Annotated in this window: 14 protein-coding genes; 4 read left to right on the forward strand and 10 right to left on the reverse strand. The window is 55.9% G+C overall.

Annotated elements, in window-relative coordinates; all coding sequences use genetic code 11:
- Window positions 1-2 precede the first annotated feature (2 nt).
- From LA304_RS01140 to cysQ, 7 genes are all read right to left on the reverse strand, one after another.
- On the reverse strand, window positions 3-1,700 hold the full coding sequence (locus tag LA304_RS01140) for a beta-1,6-N-acetylglucosaminyltransferase (RefSeq protein WP_224501277.1): 1,698 nt from the start codon (window positions 1,698-1,700) through the stop codon (window positions 3-5).
- Window positions 1,697-2,683, reverse strand: a complete 987-nt coding sequence (locus LA304_RS01145; RefSeq protein ID WP_224501278.1) for a glycosyltransferase family 2 protein — start codon at window positions 2,681-2,683, stop codon at window positions 1,697-1,699. Before LA304_RS01145 ends, LA304_RS01140 begins: the two co-directional genes overlap by 4 nt.
- 187 nt (window positions 2,684-2,870) lie before the next feature.
- Window positions 2,871-3,749, reverse strand: a complete 879-nt coding sequence (locus tag LA304_RS01150) for a glycosyltransferase family 2 protein (RefSeq protein ID WP_318010671.1) — start codon at window positions 3,747-3,749, stop codon at window positions 2,871-2,873.
- Window positions 3,750-3,929: 180 nt separating this feature from the next.
- Entirely contained in the window at window positions 3,930-4,916 is a 987-nt protein-coding gene (galE, locus tag LA304_RS01155) for a UDP-glucose 4-epimerase GalE (protein WP_224501280.1), read from the reverse strand.
- Window positions 4,917-4,941: 25 nt separating this feature from the next.
- Window positions 4,942-5,841: a UTP--glucose-1-phosphate uridylyltransferase gene (locus LA304_RS01160; RefSeq protein ID WP_224501281.1), complete on the reverse strand. Its 900-nt coding sequence runs from the start codon at window positions 5,839-5,841 to the stop codon at window positions 4,942-4,944.
- Between the two features lie 184 nt (window positions 5,842-6,025).
- Window positions 6,026-6,826 carry a 3-deoxy-manno-octulosonate cytidylyltransferase gene (locus LA304_RS01165; protein ID WP_224501282.1) on the reverse strand — a complete coding sequence of 267 codons (801 nt, stop codon included), beginning with the start codon at window positions 6,824-6,826 and terminating at the stop codon, window positions 6,026-6,028.
- On the reverse strand, window positions 6,814-7,623 hold the full coding sequence (gene cysQ, locus LA304_RS01170) for a 3'(2'),5'-bisphosphate nucleotidase CysQ (protein ID WP_224501283.1): 810 nt from the start codon (window positions 7,621-7,623) through the stop codon (window positions 6,814-6,816). The genes LA304_RS01165 and cysQ overlap by 13 nt, the downstream gene beginning before the upstream one ends.
- A 133-nt stretch (window positions 7,624-7,756) precedes the next feature.
- On the opposite strand from cysQ, the gene LA304_RS01175 reads away from it, so the two are divergent.
- A complete protein-coding gene (locus LA304_RS01175; RefSeq protein ID WP_224501284.1) occupies window positions 7,757-8,572 on the forward strand; it encodes an ABC transporter permease in 816 nt (271 codons plus the stop codon).
- Window positions 8,573-8,575: 3 nt separating this feature from the next.
- Here LA304_RS01175 and LA304_RS01180 read toward each other — a convergent pair whose 3' ends face one another.
- A complete protein-coding gene (locus tag LA304_RS01180; protein WP_224501285.1) occupies window positions 8,576-9,181 on the reverse strand; it encodes an alpha-ketoglutarate-dependent dioxygenase AlkB family protein in 606 nt (201 codons plus the stop codon).
- A 216-nt stretch (window positions 9,182-9,397) separates the two neighbouring features.
- Between LA304_RS01180 and dnaK the strand changes: the two genes are divergently transcribed.
- The 3 genes from dnaK to radC all read left to right on the forward strand — a co-directional run bounded on the left by dnaK (window position 9,398) and on the right by radC (window position 13,421).
- Window positions 9,398-11,323, forward strand: a complete 1,926-nt coding sequence (gene dnaK, locus LA304_RS01185) for a molecular chaperone DnaK (protein ID WP_224501286.1) — start codon at window positions 9,398-9,400, stop codon at window positions 11,321-11,323.
- A gap of 72 nt (window positions 11,324-11,395) precedes the next feature.
- Window positions 11,396-12,556 (forward strand): molecular chaperone DnaJ, encoded by a 1,161-nt coding sequence (gene dnaJ, locus LA304_RS01190; protein WP_224501287.1) that lies wholly within the window; start codon window positions 11,396-11,398, stop codon window positions 12,554-12,556.
- 103 nt (window positions 12,557-12,659) lie between these two features.
- A complete protein-coding gene (radC, locus tag LA304_RS01195; RefSeq protein ID WP_224501372.1) occupies window positions 12,660-13,421 on the forward strand; it encodes a RadC family protein in 762 nt (253 codons plus the stop codon).
- On the opposite strand, the gene LA304_RS01200 is transcribed toward radC, so the two are convergent.
- Window positions 13,412-14,971, reverse strand: coding sequence for a phosphate ABC transporter substrate-binding/OmpA family protein (locus LA304_RS01200; RefSeq protein ID WP_224501288.1), 1,560 nt, complete (start codon window positions 14,969-14,971; stop codon window positions 13,412-13,414). The genes radC and LA304_RS01200 overlap by 10 nt on opposite strands.
- A gap of 116 nt (window positions 14,972-15,087) precedes the next feature.
- The gene (gene secA, locus LA304_RS01205) at window positions 15,088-17,790 is read right to left on the reverse strand and encodes a preprotein translocase subunit SecA (protein ID WP_224501289.1); all 2,703 of its coding nucleotides are present in this window, start codon (window positions 17,788-17,790) and stop codon (window positions 15,088-15,090) included.
- Window positions 17,791-17,829: the final 39 nt, after the last annotated feature.

Raw genomic sequence — 17,829 nt, forward strand, 5'->3', positions numbered from 1 at the left:
GCTTACCTTACCAAATAAGGGCGTTTGCGCTCCGTTGAGCGGGTCGTTGGTTCATCGCTCATCGGGAAATCGCCCATGAGATGTGGCTTCATGCCGTGGTTTTTGAGGTTCTGCAGGAACTGGGCAAACCCACTCAAATCCCTCATACGCGGCAATTCAGAGAGACGGCGGAAATTGCGCGGGCCAATTTCATCTACAATGGCCTGAAGGGGCTCCGCAGGGCTTTCGATAAAATCGGACATCGCCCAAATCCGGATGCGCGCCTTCACAGTGGGCGAGCGCAGGATCTCGAGATGCGCACCTTCAATTTTCTGAAGTCGTGCCGCTTCGCGCCTCAAGTCATTGAATTGCATATTTGATTTAAATAAAGAGAGCGCCCAAGCCCCGGAGATGACAGAAATCTGAGCGTTCTGATCCATCGCCATGAGCATTGTAACATCCTGAGTGTCACGCGGTCCGAACATGAAACATTGGCGCTCACCCCGCGTATTCCAAAGAAGTGAGGTCAGGAATCCGCAGGCGTTGTAATCCCGCAGCTTCGGGTTCGAAGAGAGCGCGCCAGAGAATGCGGGCTGACCATTCGCGAATTGCGCACCCTCCGGTGCATAAAGATGGCCGTGAACACGCGCATCGACCGTTCGGGACAGCCACTCGGGAAACTCCTCGAAAAGATCTGTGAACCCCTCGAATACCGAATATGGCGCGGCTGTTTTCCCGGTATCCTGCCCATAACCCGGCATTCGGCTCTGCATATAGAGGCCGGCGCGCCCCCGCACGCGTCGCTCGACGGCTTTCGAGAAGATACGGTCGATCTTTCCCGGGTTTGGCTCTGTGCCCGTCATCGGATTGACGGACGCATTTAGAAACGTGTCGTAGAGACGATCTGCCTTGGGCCAGATTTTGCGTGCAACAAAGCAGTCCGAGCGTTTCAGGAGCTGAAGGTGATCATCGTGGAAGACGTGCGGCTTTCCCTCAAAGTCGAACTTAGAAAGGGTCAATGACCGGCTTTCGACGGTTTGTGAATGCCGGCGGACGAGGGTCTGGTAATAGCTCTCGTCAGGAATCCAGACCCGTTTGAAATAGCGATCGTAGGACTTTCGATTTGTATCCTGAAGAATGGCACTAAGCGTCTCTCGCGTCAGACACCACCACTGGCTACCGAGATGCGGCGTTATGCCTTCCGGCACATGACGTTTGAACCCGATCTTGCGCTGAAGCCTGACGTAGCGGTCAAAGAGCCGCCTTTGACGTTTCCACGAAAAGGGAAAGCGGAGTGTAAAGCGCTCTTCGTCGAGCCCACCAACTGTCCACGGCACGTCTTCAGTCGTCACACTCTCAATGAAATTCGTATTCGGCCGCGCGGCGAGATACTGTTTCAAATCCTGCACGGGGCGTAGGGGCAGACAGGACCCGGACGCGAGATAGACATGTCTAGCCTCGGGAAAACGACTGAGCATGAGTTCCGAGGCGTCCTGTGAGGCGCGAACCAATGACCACGTCCCCCAGTCGCATGAATAGCGCTTTGAAAAAACCACGTTATCGAGATCGGACAGGCTCTCGACGAATGGCACATATTTTTCGCTTGGGACACGCTGATCCACGTGGATCACAACAGGGCAATCATTGCTCGCCCAAAGACGCGCCACTTGTTCGGCACGATGCAGCGCGGTGTGGACGAGCATGACAAAGCCGACCGTCATGCCCAATTCCCTTTCGAGATTAGACCGAGAATTTCAAGTTGCCGCCAGTTGATGTATTTCTCGGACCACTTGCACCAGAGGTCGCGGTCCTTCTCCATCTGCTTGTGATACGCGACAAATTCACGGGAATCGGCGTAATGCTCTCGACGCTCCAGCTCTTCCTCGGTCTTTTCGAGGAATGTATGGAGAAACTTTGCATGCAGAAGGGCGCCCGATGCCTTTTCTCCACCCTTGGTCTCATAAACGAGATTGAGCCCGCGCGGCAAAAGCATGTGTGTCGATTGCATATAGGCATAATCCCGTCGCCACTTAACGAGCGGGATTTTATTCATTGAGGGGGCATTATAGGGATCTTCCGGAAAGAAGACCCGCGCCCTCGGTCCACCTTGAATCCAGAGATTATAATACTCCGGATTCATCGAAATCATGTAGTTGCCGCTATCGAACCACTCCGCAATCTCGAACGGGTTTTGCCCCTCTTGATAGACCTGAGCATCAATTGGCCCCTTCGGATACATATCGATCAGCATCGCGGAGAAGCTTCGGCGCCCAGAACTATCAAGCCAGTTCGTGAGCGCATCAATCGGTCGTGTATCGCTAAACGGAAATACGAGAAATTCGTCGACATCGACCGTCAAAGTCCAATGGCCGTGGCAGTATTTCCGTGACAACCAGTTCATCCAATGAACGCCGAACGCCGCCTTTTTATAACTGGCCTTCGTATGCCACAGTGATACGTCTTCCTGCTGCATAAGATAGCTGCGCGAAGCGTCGTTGCTATCATTGTCGATGAACAGAAAATGCGAGATCCCCATCTCGCGATAATATTTGAGGAAATACGGGAGGCGAATTCTCTCATTCCGGAGCGTGCACACAAGGAGCACGTCATCCGCGCCGATTTTAGCAGTGTTGTCTTGGAGGAGCGACAGATCATGCCGTGCGCGAAACGCCTGCCAAAGGGCCCGTTTGCGCCTCAGCCGCATTCTATAATGCAATACCCTGCTCACCGATCTGCCTACTATCTGCTGAATGAGGAGAGCCCTCTTGGGGGCCCGATCCCTCATGATCATAATCTACGGGCTTACTCGGAGAACGTAAACAACCCAAAAATTCAAACAAATCCTTTGATTTACACCATCTTCTGAGACTGTCTTGTGCGGAAACCGGGTATTAGGCGCCCCTCTCGCCACTCATGAGACCGAGCGCAATGAGTTGATCCGCGCCTTCGTATCGGATGGAGCCCTCCGAACAAAGGGTCGGAGACGCCGCGACGTGATCATAATAGTCGGCGTAAGCTTCAGGTTGGTGGAAATGCTGCTTTCGCTGCTTTTCCTCACAAGACCGCCCGATCACATCCGCAAGGAACTTTGTGTGCAGGAGAACGCCGCACGGGCGTGTGTCGCCAGGACCGTCGTAAAATCTGTTCAGGTTTCGCGGGAGAATGGCGTGGGTCGAGTTCACGTAGGCATATCGCCAATTCCATTTGACCAAAGGAAGCTTGTTGAGCGTCGGTCCGCGCTCCGGCGCATCGGGAAAGAAAACGCGCTCACGAACACCGCCGAGCACCCATAGATTTTCTTTCGGCATCTGTCGCGTCGCCCTATAAGGCCCTGCGTCGAAATGGGTGAGAACCTCTAGCGGGTTCTGGCCTGCGACATAAGAAATGCCGCCGACTGGCCCCTCCGAATAGAGATCGAGCATCAGCGCACCAAATGCGATCTGCCCCTCTGCTTCCAACGCTTCGGTGAGGTGAGAAAGCGTCCGATCTGCATCCCCACTGAAAACCAAAAGTTCGTCGGCATCGACGGTCAAACACCATTTTCCAGACGCATAGCGCATCTGAAGCCATGTCACCCAATCGAGCCCAAAGCGAGCGGCCTTATACCCCGCATCCGTAGACCAAAGTGAGACATCGGGCTGATCCGAGAGCAATGCAAGCGTGCCGTCGTCGCTCCCGTTGTCTACGAAAAGGAAGTCCGTGACGCCCAGCGCTCTGTAATATTGCAGAAAAAAGGGTAGGCGCAGTGACTCGTTTCGAACGCAAGCCACGCACAGAATTGATTCCGGCCGAATGCGATCCGTGCGATCAGATACTTGTTTGAGCGCATGTCGCGCGCGGAATGCACGCCACAAAAGATGACGTCGCAAAACGCGCAACTTGTATGCTTGCCAAACGCGCTTCAACATTCACTCCGAAATCAACTTGGCACAGAGATTAGGAAATCCCGGTCATTTCTCATAGTGGCCAATTTGATGCCAAGCCCACGCATCCGCGATCATTTGCTTGAGGTTGGAACGATGCGGCTCCCACCCAAGCTCATTCATCGCGCGCTCCGAGCCGGAGACCAGTTTTGTGCAATCGCCCGGTCGACGATCTCCCTCGACATAGGGCACTTCTTTGTTGGTCACGGCACGGGACTGATCAACCACTTCACGCACAGAGAACCCTTTGCCCGTGCCGAGATTGAAGACGCGGCTGCCCTTACCTTCTTCAAGCCATTTGAGGCCCAAAACATGAGCGTCGACCAGATCGCAGACATGAACATAGTCACGAATGCAAGTTCCGTCGGGTGTGTCGTAATCAGTGCCGAAAATCGTCAACGCGTCCCGCTTTCCAGCGATTGCGTCGAGCATGAGAGGGATGAGATGCGTCTCTGGTTGATGGAACTCCCCGACCTCAGTTTCCGGATCAGAACCTGCGACGTTGAAGTAGCGGAAGATCACGTGATTGAGGCCGAAGGCATCGCCGAAATTGTCGAGAATGTCTTCGATCGCGCGCTTCGAGGCACCGTAAGAGTTGATCGGAAGCTGGACGGAGTCTTCATTCAGAACGACGTTGTCCTGATCGCCATAGGTGGCGCAAGTCGATGAGAACACGAAGTTTTTGCACCCTGCTGCAACCGTCGCCTCGATCAAAGTCAGCGACCCGATTACATTGTTCCGCCAATACTTCGCCGGATCTTGCATGCTCTCGCCGACCTGCGAGTAGGCCGCGAAATGCATGACTGCAACGGGTTTGTGTTTCGCAAAAATCTCGTCGAGCCGCGCACGGTCAAGCAAGTCACCCTTCTCAAAGGGGCCGAACTTCACGGCATCTTCCCAACCCGTGGAAAGGTTATCGAAGGTTACTGGCGTATAGCCTGCGGCCCGCAGCGCCTTACACGCATGCGAGCCAATGTAACCGGCACCGCCGGTTACGAGAACAGTTTGGGACATCGTACTCTACTTACCGGAACCGAGTTTACTGGGCCGCTGCGCGCACTGCAGAAAGCTCATCAAGATATTCCTGAAGCTCGTCACGCAGGTCATCGCGGGACAGGCCGAAAGAAATCGTCGCCTGAAGGAAGCCCGCCTTGGAGCCACAGTCAAAGCGCTGACCGGAGAAACGGTGGCCGTAGACCTTACGACCAGCAGTGATTTCATCGGCAATTGCATCGGTGAGCTGAACTTCACCGCCCGCGCCTTGCTTCATCTGATTGAGGTTCTGCATCACGTCCGGAGACAGGATGTAGCGACCGATGACAGCGAGATTAGATGGCTCGGTGCCAGGCGCAGGTTTTTCGACCATGCCGCGGGCGACGACGGAGTGACCAAGGTCCTCTTCAACATCGAGCACACCATAGGCAGACACCTTGTCCGCCGGCACTTCCATCGCAGCAACCATAGAGCCGCCACCGAGTTCTTCGTAGGCCTCAACCATCTGTTGCAAACACGGTTTGTCAGCCGCAATCACATCGTCCGGAAGAATTACGGCAAACGGTTCATTCGGGTCCAGAAGGCGGCGGGCACACCAGACAGCGTGGCCAAGGCCGAGGGCCTTGTGCTGGCGGATATAAGCGATCGCACCGCTTTCCATGTTTGTATTTTCGAGAACATCGAGAAGTTTGTCCTTCCCTTTTCTCTTCAGTTCTTGCTCAAGAACTGGCGAGTTATCGAAATAGTCCTCAAGCGCACCTTTGCCGCGCGAGGTTACAAAGATGAATTCCTTGATCCCTGCGGCGCGCGCTTCATCAATGGCGTATTGAATCAGCGGACGGTCGACGAGGGTCATGATTTCCTTCGGAATGGATTTGGTCGCAGGTAAAAAGCGTGTCCCAAGGCCAGCCACCGGAAAAATCGCTTTGGTTACTTTACGGGTCATCTCTACTCCTTCAGGCCCGCACACATGGGCCAGTTAATGTCCTGTCTTGGCATGAACCTAGGGCGCACTGCTTAAAAGGTCAGCCTCAGCCATAAATTTTCGCATATAAACGGCACAGTTTTGCGACTCTGCTCATATATGCTCAGAATGCTGCTTAAAAATTAATCAATTGAAAAAGATTGCATCAATCGACATTCATTTCCTGCAGCATCAATTCAATACGCGGCACATCTTCCGGGTTGTTCAACTCCCAAAACTGCCGACCGCGCGCCTCGACCTCGACGCAGAGAACGGGACGTTCCTGCTCTAGAAATCTAAGTTGCTCCAGCCCCTCCAAAGTTTCAAGAGGACCGGTCGGCCATTTCGGATAGGCCCCGAGCGCAGAAGGACGGTATGCATATACCCCTACGTGATGGAAAACCGGCGTTTCTTCGGTATCGGCATAGGTTTTCGAAGTGTATGGAATGACTTCTTTGGAAAAATAGAGGCCTTTGTGATCCGAACCGAACACTGCGGTCGTCCCGCCGACGCGACCGGCGCGCCGGTCCTCCAGAAACCCGTTCAGCGCGCGACCGTCACACCTCAGAACAGGCGTCGCGACCTCAGCCGTCGGATGCGCACGGAGCCCTGCCACAAGATCCTCAACGAACCACGCAGGCGTTAGTGGCGCGTCACCCTGCAGATTCACGACGATATCGAAGCCGCCCCCAAGATTTTCGAGCGCTTCGGCACAGCGTTCAGTGCCATTCGCACAATTTTCGGACGTCATGACAACCTCGGCCCCAAAAGCCTCCGCAGCATCACGAATCCGGTCATCATCGGTGGCCACAACTACGCGATCGACACCCTCGACCGCGCAGGCTGCTTCCCAGCTCCGCTGGATCAAAGATTTCTTCACCCCTGAAGCGCCCGTCAGCTCAACAAGAGGCTTCCCGGGATAGCGGGTCGACGCGAAACGAGCGGGGATCGCAATCAGGACTGACATAAGGCAGACTTCAGATCGACGCCCGGTGCGTACGCGATGAAGAACGGGTTCGCATAGTCGTCTTTGCCGTAGGTCAGCGGTTCGTGGTTATCGAAACGCACAACATCCCCACCTGCACCGAGCAGGACGGCATGACCGGCAGCGGTATCCCACTCCATCGTGCGACCCACGCGCGGGTAGAGATCGGCCTCGCCTGTCGCAACCAAGCAGAACTTGAGCGAAGAGCCAGCCGATTTGCTGTCTTTCACGCTGTATTTGTTGATGTAATCTTCGGTTGCCTGGTCGCGGTGAGATTTGGACGCAACGATCATCAGCGCATCATTGTCCGGCGTGGAGACGGAGATTTTCTTCCATTCGCCTTTCTCATCGGCTTTGAACGGACCGATTTCTTCAAATGTTTGGCCATCGGCATCAGTGATGAAGAGGCGATCTTTTGCGGGAGCATAGACGACACCGCGGAGCGGCACGCCCTTTTCGACATAGGCGATGTTCACGGTGAAGTCGCCGCGGCGCTTAACGAATTCTTTCGTGCCATCAAGCGGATCTACGATCAGGAACGTGTCGGCCTTTAGGTCATGAGAGGCAGCCTGTTCCTCCGTGATAAGGGTCACGTCCGGAAATTCGGCGCGCAAACCGGCGGAGATCAAAGCGTCGGCGGCCTCGTCTGCCTCCGTTACAGGGCTTTCATCAGACTTGGTCTTCACCTCGAAGTCGTCAGAGTTGTAGATTTCGAGAATCTTCTCCCCAGCTTCAATTGCAAGTTTCCGCATAACCGGGACGAGTTTTTCAAAATCCATAACGTATCTCCAAGTGACCTAGACCGTGCGTTTTCGTTGAAAGAAAACGTCAATGACCTTATGCTACGTGGAAAATGGAACGGCAAGGAATCCGTTCGATCAGGGCAATATTCCTATCGCGGGACCTTAAAGAATGTTTCATTATTCCAAGAGTCAGAGCGGTTTTGCGGCCGCATTTTCGACCTTGCGCCTCATCTTCGTGACAACAGCGCGCCACATCAGGAAATCGAACAAGAGCCCTATTATTGGCCTGTTAATGAACATCCTGAAAACGCTTATGCTCGTCGCTATTTTTGCGATGATTATGTCGATTCTCGGGATGCGAAGCACAGCGATTCGCGGAGATTTTATTCTCTATGTGATGACTGGAGTTTTTCTCTTCCGCACCCATATTGGCGCACTTAGCGACGTCTCCGCTGCGCCCAACGGACTATCTGCGATGACGTTGCATGCGCCGATGAACACAACCATTGCAGTCACCTCTGCCGCACTGAGCAATCTTTTTACTCAGATCCTTTCATTTGTCGTGGTGCTGAGCGTGTATTCGCTGGGTTGGGGCGCTGTGCATTTTCAGAATCTGAAAGGTGCATTCGGGATGCTATTGCTGGCATGGGCCTCGGGGGCCTCGATCGGCATGGTGTTTCTCGCAGCCAAGCCTTGGGCGCCGTCATTCATTTCTATTTTTCAAGTCATGTATATGCGCGCCAACATGTTCACCTCGGGGAAAATGTTCGTCGCCAACGCGATGCCCGGCTATATGCTAGCACTGTTCTCTTGGAACCCGCTCTTCCACACAATTGATCAGGCCCGCGGCTTCACATTTGTGAACTATAATCCGCACCACAGTAACTACATCTATCCAATCTATTTTACGCTCGTGTTCATCACAATCGGACTGCTCGGGGAATTTTTCACCCGGAAGCGGATCTCTCTAAGCTGGATGAAATAAGGCTCATGTGACCACCCTCAAGGTGAGATTGATGCGCCCACCCTTAGGCAGGAGAGTAGAGCTGTTCGGCTTTACGCGGTCGATGCCGTGATAAAGTCTGCGCGCCTCACCCCCCATCACGAGCACATCGCCCGAACGCAGCCAGACGCTCTCGGTCTTGCCTCCACGGGTCAGGTTTCCGACACGAAACAGCGCATCATCGCCTAACGAGATAGACAGAACGGGTTGGGAAAAGTCCTGTTCGTCGCGGTCTTGATGCATCCCCATTTTTGCTGTCTCGTCATAAAAATTTACCAGACAGCATTCTGGCGATCGGGATGCGCCAGATACTTTTTCCCAAACATTTAGAACAGACTGCGGAATCGCGGGCCAAGGGCCGCCATCGGGGTGCGTTTCGCTGTAGCGATACCCTTTGCGATCGGAGACCCAGCCATAGCGTCCCGCAGATGTCATCCTGACCGACATTGCCTTGCCAGACGGCGTAATTGGCGAAAAAAGCGGTGCAGCGCGCACCACCTCTCGCAAATCTTTAACCATCTGCTCTTGAGCCTCCAGAGACAGAAACCCGTCATACAAACTCATCCCTCTGAGGTTGATCGGTTCGGCCATCCTAAAAAATCCCTCTATCTCCGCTTCGTTAAGGAAATGACTCGATTTTTCCACGCTTCAATGCCTCCACACAACTTGCAGGGGCCAAAACCGACCCTTATATACCCTCCGAAAGCTGATCGGGCTGCACTGCAGAACGGTTAAAATCACTGGGATCGACGGCGGACGCCGAAATGGGTCCAACGTCACAACATCGCCTAAGAGAGGATTTTGAGCATGGCCAAAGTCATCGGTATCGACCTCGGGACCACCAACTCCTGCGTCGCAATCATGGACGGCTCGCAGCCGCGAGTCATCGAAAACGCGGAAGGTGCGCGCACCACTCCGTCTATCGTCGGCTTTACCGACAACGAGCGCCTCGTTGGCCAAGCGGCCAAACGCCAGGCCGTCACCAACCCGGAAAACACCGTTTTCGCGGTGAAACGTCTTATCGGCCGCCGTATGGGCGACGCCGAAGTCGAAAAAGATAAGAAACTCGTGCCCTACTCCATTGTCGATGGCGGCAATGGCGACGCATGGGTTGAAGTGCGCGGCGACAAATACTCTCCGTCGCAAATCTCTGCCTTCATTCTCGGCAAGATGAAAGAAACCGCTGAGTCCTATCTCGGTGAAGAAGTCACGCAGGCAGTTATCACGGTTCCGGCGTACTTTAACGACGCTCAGCGTCAGGCAACGAAAGACGCCGGCAAAATCGCTGGCCTCGAAGTGCTCCGCATCATCAACGAGCCGACTGCAGCCGCTCTGGCCTACGGTCTCGACAAAGACGACACCAAAACCATCGCGGTGTATGACCTCGGCGGCGGTACGTTCGACGTAACCATCCTCGAGCTTGGCGATGGCGTCTTTGAAGTTCAGTCCACCAACGGCGACACGTTCCTCGGCGGTGAGGACTTCGACATGCGCATCGTGAACTACCTCGCGGACGAGTTCAAAAAAGAGCACAGCGTCGACCTGACCAAAGACAAGATGGCTCTTCAGCGTCTGAAAGAAGCTGCTGAAAAAGCGAAGATCGAGCTGTCCTCTTCGTCCCAGACGGAAATCAACCAGCCGTTCATCTCCATGGACCCGAGCACTGGCACCCCGCTTCACCTCGTGGTCAAACTGACCCGTGCGAAGCTTGAGAGCCTCGTGTCTGACCTGATCAAGAACTCGATCAAACCGTGTCAGGCTGCTCTGAAAGACGCAGGTCTCTCCACCTCCGACATCGACGAAGTCGTTCTCGTTGGCGGCATGACCCGTATGCCGAAAGTCATCGAAGAGGTGACCAAGTTCTTCGGCAAAGAGCCGCACAAAGGCGTGAACCCGGACGAAGTGGTCGCCATGGGCGCTGCTATTCAGGCCGGCGTTCTCCAAGGTGACGTGACCGACGTTCTCCTGCTCGACGTGACCCCGCTGTCCCTCGGCATCGAGACCCTCGGTGGTGTGTTCACCCGCCTGATCGACCGCAACACGACGATCCCGACCAAGAAGTCGCAGATCTTCTCCACCGCCGAAGACAACCAGTCCGCTGTGACCCTGCGCGTCTTCCAAGGTGAGCGTGAGATGGCCGCAGACAACAAAATGCTCGGTCAGTTCAACCTCGAAGGTATCCCGCCGGCACCGCGCGGCATGCCGCAGATCGAAGTGACCTTTGACATCAACGCCGACGGTATCGTTGAAGTTGGCGCGAAGGACAAAGGCACCGGCAAAGAACAGAAGATCACGATCCAAGCCTCTGGTGGCCTCTCCGACGAGGACATCGAACAAATGGTCAAGGACGCCGAAGCGAACGCCGAGGCCGACAAAGAGCGCAAGGAACTCGTCGAAGCCAAAAACCAGGCCGAGAGCCTCATCCACTCCACGGAGAAATCCATGGAAGAGCACGGCGACAAGGTTGACCCGACCACCATCGAGGCAATCGAACTCGCAATCGCAGCGCTCAAGGATCAGCTCGAAACCGAAGATGCGGGCAAAATCCGCTCTGGCGTCCAGAACGTGACCGAAGCTGCCATGAAGCTCGGCGAGGCCATCTACAAGGCCGAGCAGGAGAAAGCTGGCGGTGAAGGCGCAGGTATGGATGACGTCGACAACGGCCCGTCCTCTGTGGACGACGACATTGTCGACGCCGACTTCGAGGATCTCGACAACGACAAACGTTCGTAACGCGAAGCAATAGGGATTATCACAGCCGGCTCACGATGGGTCGGCTGTGAACCTTCCCGAGGAGAGATTCCAATGGCAAAACGCGATTACTACGAGGTTCTCGGTGTCTCCAAAGGCGCAGATGCGGGGGAACTGAAGAAAGCCTATCGCAAGAAAGCGATGGAATTTCACCCCGACCGCAACAAAGACAACCCCGAAGCAGAAGCCAAGTTCAAAGAAGTGAACGAGGCCTACGACGCGCTCAAAGACCCCGACAAGAAAGCAGCCTATGACCGGTTTGGTCATGCAGCCTTTGAACAGGGTGGCATGGGCGGTCGCCCGGGTGGCGGCTTCGGCGGACAAGGTCAGGGCGATTTCGCCTCTGCGTTCTCCGACGTGTTCGACGACCTATTTGGCGACTTCATGGGTGGCCAACGCGGTGGTGGTGGCCGGTCTCGTGCGCAGCGCGGTTCCGATCTTCGCTACGATCTGCGGGTAACGCTCGAAGAGGCCTTCACTGGTGTCCAGAAGACCATCAACGTGCCGACGTCTGTCGCGTGTGGGTCATGTAGCGGAACCGGTGCTGCAAACGGCGCAGAGCCGCAAACCTGTCCGTCCTGCTCCGGCATGGGCAAAGTGCGCGCACAACAGGGCTTCTTCACCGTTGAACGGACCTGTCCGGCCTGTGGTGGCCTTGGTCAGACGATCAAGGATCCATGCCCGGATTGTCGCGGCGCAGGTCGTGTCGAAAAGGACCGCTCCCTGTCGGTGAACATTCCGGCTGGCGTTGAAACTGGCACGCGCATTCGCCTCGCTGGCGAAGGCGAAGCCGGTCTGCGCGGTGGTCCGACGGGCGATCTGTACATCTTTATTGATGTCCGTCCGCACCAGATCTTTGAACGCGACGGGGTGCATTTGCATTGCAGTGTTCCGGTATCTATGACGTCGGCGGCTCTCGGTGGTGACATCGAGGTTCCGACAATCGACGGCGGTCGCTCGCGGGTGAAAATTCCTGCCGGTAGCCAGTCTGGTCGCCAAATGCGTCTGCGTGGCAAGGGTATGCCTGCGCTCCGTGGCGGCGGTCAGGGTGACATGTTCATCGAGCTTTCGGTTGAGACACCGGTCAACCTCACAGCGAAGCAGAAAGAGCTTCTCGAAGAGTTCGAAAAGCTGGGCGAAGACCACAACAACCCGGAAAGTTCGTCTTTCTTCAAGAAAGTCAAAAATTTCTGGGACGGCATGAAGAATGCTTAAGATTTAATAAGGGCGCTTCGGGCGCCCTTTTTCATGCCCGCAGAGTGCTAACAGCGGTTAACCACTTATTTAAGGGAATCGCGGCATGGATTGAGGCATGAGTATGCCAATCGACCCTCCCGCGTTCCGTGAAATGCCGTCCTGGATCTTCGATCTGGACGAGGCCCGCCCTATTGCGCTACCGACACGGCCGCCGAGTTACCTGCGCCACCATCGGAAAGACCTGCAAGAGCGCTTTTTCCAAGGCGGCGCGCAGGCGATGCCCGACTATGAGCTTCTCGAATTGGTGCTCTACCGCTCGCTCCCGCGCGCGGATGTCAAACCGATTGCGGCAGCTCTCCTTGAGGCCTTCGGAGACTTCAACCGGATTATCTCCGCACCCCTCCCTCGGCTGCTGGAGATCGACGGCATAGACACCGCAGCGGCAGAGGATCTGAAGATCGTCGAAGCCGCTGCACACAGGCTCGCCCGCGCCCGTGTGATGCAGCGCCCAGTGATTTCGAGCTGGGATGCAGTGGTCGATTACTGCCACACCACCATGGCCCACAGGGAGACCGAACAGTTCCGTGTGCTTTATCTCGACCGCAAAAACATTCTTATTGCTGATGAGGAGCAGGCCAGAGGCACCGTGGACCATGTGCCTGTCTATCCGCGAGAGGTTGCCAAACGGGCGCTCGAACTGAACGCCTCCGCGCTCATTCTCGTGCACAATCACCCGTCCGGCGATCCCACGCCCTCCGACGCCGATATCGCGATGACCCAACGCATTCGGGACGCGGCGGCGGCGCTCGATATCCAACTTCACGACCATCTGATCGTCGGAAAGGCGAAAGAGCTGAGCTTCCGCAGTTCGGGTTATCTCTGATCCGTCACCCAAACTTCGACACGGCGGTTCAGTGAGCGTCCCCAATCGACATCATCACAGGCCAGAGGCATAGCTTCACCGTAGCCCTCCGCCGTGAAGGTCACACGCCCCGCGACAAACTCTGCGTCGAGCACACGCGTCAGCGAAGAGAGAACCGAATTTGCCCGACGCTTGGACAAGCTTCGGTTCACAGACGCCGATCCCTGCCCGTCCGAAAACCCTGCGAAAACGAGAGCTTTTCCGTCGAACACGCCTGCCTCAACGAGTTCCGCCAACAGGTGGACGTTCGAACGCGACTGCGCATCGAGCTTTGTCGACCCATCCTCAAACCGAAAGCCGAGCGTCAGACGCTCCGCACCCTGAAAGCGCGACGTGATCTCCTGCAGGTCCTCAAGACTGATTTCCTCACCCGCTCGTGCAATGGCATTTGCAAATCGACGGCCCTGATCGCGGAACGATAGGCTTTCGATGTCCTGATCTACAAAATCCGTGCGCGCCACTATGAGTTGTGCGGACGGCGATACGACGAAGGCGAGAAACTCGCGAGCGAGTTTCGGCAAACGACGTGCAGGCGTGTAGAGAAACACCGGACGGGTAAACGGGAAATCTTCGGTCTTGATGTCGGCGGGAGTTGCCTCCGCCGCAAATCCGCAGCTTCCGGTGAGCCCTACCTTTTGCACAGCTCCCCCCACTGACAAACGACCCAAGCCAACCGCATATGGGTCGGCCTCGACCGCAGTGACCACCGCTTCGTGCGTTTTGTGCGAAACCACAACGCTATCGGAGATGGGGGTGTCAGCGATCATATGGCGGAACTGGGAGCCCTCTCGCACATCGTCCTGGGTCAAATGCGCAATGATTGGTGCATCGGCGCCACCAAGCTCAGCCCAGTTGCTGACCTCACCGGAGTAGATCTTTGCTAAATCTTCAAGGGAGAGCGTCTCAATCAGATTGGAACGGGATACTACGGGTAGTAGCGCATCCAATGCCACCACACGCGCGCGCAGAGGGTCCGTGAGGTCACCAAGACCAGCATCCCGCGCCATGCTCCGCTCTTCCGCACTCACGGCTCTGGACGCGATGACGACATCAGCGTTCTCGGAGATCAGCTCCGCGAAACCTTCGGCGTTCGAGGTTGCGGAGAGGAGGAACTCACCAACCACCAAGTCCTGCTCTGCATCTACGAGAACATAGCGCGTCAGATCAAAGTCGAGCGCGGACACCTCCACTGCATAGCCATTTCGAGACGCGAAGCCCGTGATGAGGGCCGGAAGCAAGACCTCCGTCGCCTTGGGATCGCCCGAAATGCGGACCTGAGCGAAATAGTCGTCGAGGCTCGGACAGCCTGGTCCCTCACAACGGACACCGGAGGCGTCAACGGTCAGAACCCCAAGATCGGTGGCCACGCGATAGAATTCACCATCGAAACTCAGAAAGTTGCCGCTGATCTCGATGTTCCCGTCGCGGGACATCAGGCTCACGTCTTGAGCAGAAAGTGATACGGGAATGAGTGCGCCCCACAGGCCCAAAAGAAGAGATCGAAAAAACATCTGGTCTTGCCCGACAAAGTCAAAGGTTCACGCAAGTGTCCGGGCTTGCGTAGGTATTTTCAAGGACAGCGAATTGAAAAACCCGCCCGGTTTCGGGCGGGTTGTATTCAATGCGATCAGACAGCGCCGTGGCAGTGTTTGAACTTGTTGCCCGAGCCACATGGGCAGAGGTCATTGCGGCCTGGATTGCCCCATGTCGACGGGTCGTTTTCGTCAAACCCGGGCACTGCGTTCGGGTGCCCTTCTTCCGGCTCGCCAACGGGCTGCGGCTGACGCGCGGCGGCTGCAGCGGCTTGCTGTTCAACCAACTGCTGCAGCATGGCATTTCGCTCTTCCTCAGTCATCGGACGCACACGGCCGAGCTTTTGCGTCACTTCGGTGCGCAGGCTGTCGAGCATCGACTCGAACAGTTGGAAGCTCTCGTTCTTGTATTCGTTGAGCGGGTCCCGCTGCGCGTAACCGCGGAAGCCCACGACGGAGCGGAGATGTTCGAGCGTCAGAAGGTGTTCACGCCATTTCGTGTCGATCGTGTTGAGCAGGAACTGTTTCTCGATCTGGCGCATCTGCTCGGCGCCGAAGGCCTCTTCCTTCTCCGCCATCATTTTGTCGGAGGCATCAGCAATGCGTTCGATGATGTCTTCATCGTCGACACCCTCTTCATCTGCCCATTCTGCAATCGGGAGATCCATGTTGATCGTCTCGGCGACAGATTTGTGAAGCAGATCGATGTCCCACTGATCGGGGTAGGATTTCGGCGGGATCGCCTCTGCGACGAGATCTTCGATTACCTCGTGACGCATGTCGGTGACGATCTCGTTCACGTTCTCCGACTCCATGATGTCGCGGCGCTGTGAGAAGACGACTTTACGCTGGTCGTTCATCACATCGTCGAACTTCAAAAGCTGTTTACGGATGTCAAAGTTGCGACCTTCAACCTTCGCCTGAGCCTTTTCGAGCGACTTGTTGACCCACGGGTGGACGATGGCCTCACCCTCTTTCATGCCCATTTTGGAGAGCATGGCATCGAGGCGTTCGGACCCGAAGATGCGCATGAGATCGTCTTCGAGTGAGAGGAAGAACAAGGAGCGACCCGGATCACCCTGACGACCGGAACGGCCGCGCAGCTGGTTGTCGATGCGACGAGATTCATGACGCTCGGTCGCGAGCACGTAGAGGCCGCCAGCTTCGAGCACCTTTTTCTCGTCTTCGGCATGTTCCGCTTCGACCTTCGCGCGGACCTCTTTCGGGTCGGCCTCCGGATTGGCGGCGAGCGCTTCCATCACCTTCATCTCGACATTGCCGCCGAGTTTGATGTCGGTCCCGCGGCCGGCCATGTTGGTCGCAATGGTCACGGCGCCGAGTTTACCGGCATCCCCGACAATTTCCGCCTCTTGCTCGTGATGACGGGCGTTCAACACGTTGTGCGGGATGCCCTCTTTGGTCAGAAGCTGCGAAAGCTCTTCGGACTTCTCGATGGACGTGGTGCCCACGAGGACAGGCTGACCCTTTTCGTTCGCTTTGCGAATGGACTGAACCACAGCAGCGAGTTTTTCGGTCTCTGTCCGATACACGCGGTCGTGCTCGTCGCGGCGCTGAATCGGACGGTTGGTCGGAACTTCGACAACGCCCAGTTTGTAGATTTCCATGAATTCTTCGGCCTCGGTCGCCGCCGTACCGGTCATACCGGACAGCTTTTCGTAGAGGCGGAAATAGTTCTGGAAGGTCACCGACGCGTGGGTGATGTTCTCCGGCTTAATGTCGAGACCTTCTTTGGCCTCAATCGCCTGATGCAGACCGTCTGCAAGACGGCGACCGGACATCATACGGCCCGTGAATTCGTCGATCAGCATCGCTTCGCCATTCCGGACGATGTAGTGCACACCGTTCTGGAACAGTTTGTGCGCGCGCAAACCTTGGTTCACGTGGTGAACGATGGTGGTGCTCTCAGGATCGTAAAGGGACTGACCCTCCTGAAGGAGGCCATTCTGCTGAAGCACCTGTTCGAGGTACTCATTGCCTTCTTCGGTGAATGTCACCTGACGGGTCTTTTCATCGATCTCGTAGTGCTCTTCCGACAGAAGCGGGATGAGCTTGTCGATGGTAAGATAAAGTTCGGAGCGGTCATCGGACGGGCCAGAAATGATGAGCGGCGTCCGCGCCTCATCGATCAGGATCGAGTCGACCTCGTCCACGATCGCGAAATGATGCCCGCGCTGAACCATGTCCTTGAGTTCAGACTTCATGTTGTCGCGGAGATAGTCGAAGCCAAGCTCGTTGTTCGTGGCATAGGTCACGTCGCAAGCGTAGGCCGCGCGTTTCTCGTCTTCAGGCTGCTGGCTGTAGATCGAGGAACAGGTCATGCCGAGGGCCTCAAACACGTTTGCCATCCACTCGGCGTCGCGTTTCGCGAGGTATTCGTTGACCGTGACCACATGGACGCCCTTGCCGGTCAGGGCATTGAGGTAGGAGGGGAAGGTCGCGACGAGCGTTTTACCTTCACCGGTCTTCATCTCTGCGATGTTGCCCTGGTGGAGGAAGATGCCACCCATCAGCTGAGTTTCGAACGCACGCAGACCGAGTGCGCGGCGTGCCGCTTCGCGACAGTTCGCGAAGGCCTCCGGCAGAAGGTCGTCCAAACTCTCGCCGTCCGCGACACGTTTTTTGAATTCTTCGGTTTTGGCGATCAAGCCCGCATCGTCGAGTTTCTCGAACTCCGGTTCCAACGCGTTAATCTTGGCCACAAGAGGTCGGGTTGCTTTGATCTTGCGATCATTTGGAGTCCCGAAAACCTTTTTCGCGAGTGTACCAATGCCCAGCATATTTTCTCCGCTCGATGCGTCCTGACAGGATCGTGTGAG

It is taken from the genome of Celeribacter litoreus (genome assembly GCF_020165855.1).
GTDB classification, from domain to species: Bacteria; Pseudomonadota; Alphaproteobacteria; order Rhodobacterales; family Rhodobacteraceae; genus Celeribacter; species Celeribacter litoreus.

Excerpts from the sequence above, each read along its gene's own strand:
- dnaK (WP_224501286.1), top strand. The coding sequence starts at position 9,398 with ATGGCCAAAGTCATCGGTATCGACCTCGGGACCACCAACTCCTGCGTC.
- LA304_RS01200 (WP_224501288.1), bottom strand. The coding sequence starts at position 14,971 with ATGTTTTTTCGATCTCTTCTTTTGGGCCTGTGGGGCGCACTCATTCCC.
- secA (WP_224501289.1), bottom strand. The coding sequence starts at position 17,790 with ATGCTGGGCATTGGTACACTCGCGAAAAAGGTTTTCGGGACTCCAAAT.
- LA304_RS01160 (WP_224501281.1), bottom strand. The coding sequence starts at position 5,841 with ATGACCCGTAAAGTAACCAAAGCGATTTTTCCGGTGGCTGGCCTTGGG.
- LA304_RS01175 (WP_224501284.1), top strand. The coding sequence starts at position 7,757 with ATGTTTCATTATTCCAAGAGTCAGAGCGGTTTTGCGGCCGCATTTTCG.
- LA304_RS01165 (WP_224501282.1), bottom strand. The coding sequence starts at position 6,826 with ATGTCAGTCCTGATTGCGATCCCCGCTCGTTTCGCGTCGACCCGCTAT.
- LA304_RS01145 (WP_224501278.1), bottom strand. The coding sequence starts at position 2,683 with ATGCGGCTGAGGCGCAAACGGGCCCTTTGGCAGGCGTTTCGCGCACGG.
- dnaJ (WP_224501287.1), top strand. The coding sequence starts at position 11,396 with ATGGCAAAACGCGATTACTACGAGGTTCTCGGTGTCTCCAAAGGCGCA.
- galE (WP_224501280.1), bottom strand. The coding sequence starts at position 4,916 with ATGTCCCAAACTGTTCTCGTAACCGGCGGTGCCGGTTACATTGGCTCG.
- LA304_RS01180 (WP_224501285.1), bottom strand. The coding sequence starts at position 9,181 with ATGGCCGAACCGATCAACCTCAGAGGGATGAGTTTGTATGACGGGTTT.
- cysQ (WP_224501283.1), bottom strand. The coding sequence starts at position 7,623 with ATGGATTTTGAAAAACTCGTCCCGGTTATGCGGAAACTTGCAATTGAA.
- LA304_RS01140 (WP_224501277.1), bottom strand. The coding sequence starts at position 1,700 with ATGACGGTCGGCTTTGTCATGCTCGTCCACACCGCGCTGCATCGTGCC.
- radC (WP_224501372.1), top strand. The coding sequence starts at position 12,660 with ATGCCAATCGACCCTCCCGCGTTCCGTGAAATGCCGTCCTGGATCTTC.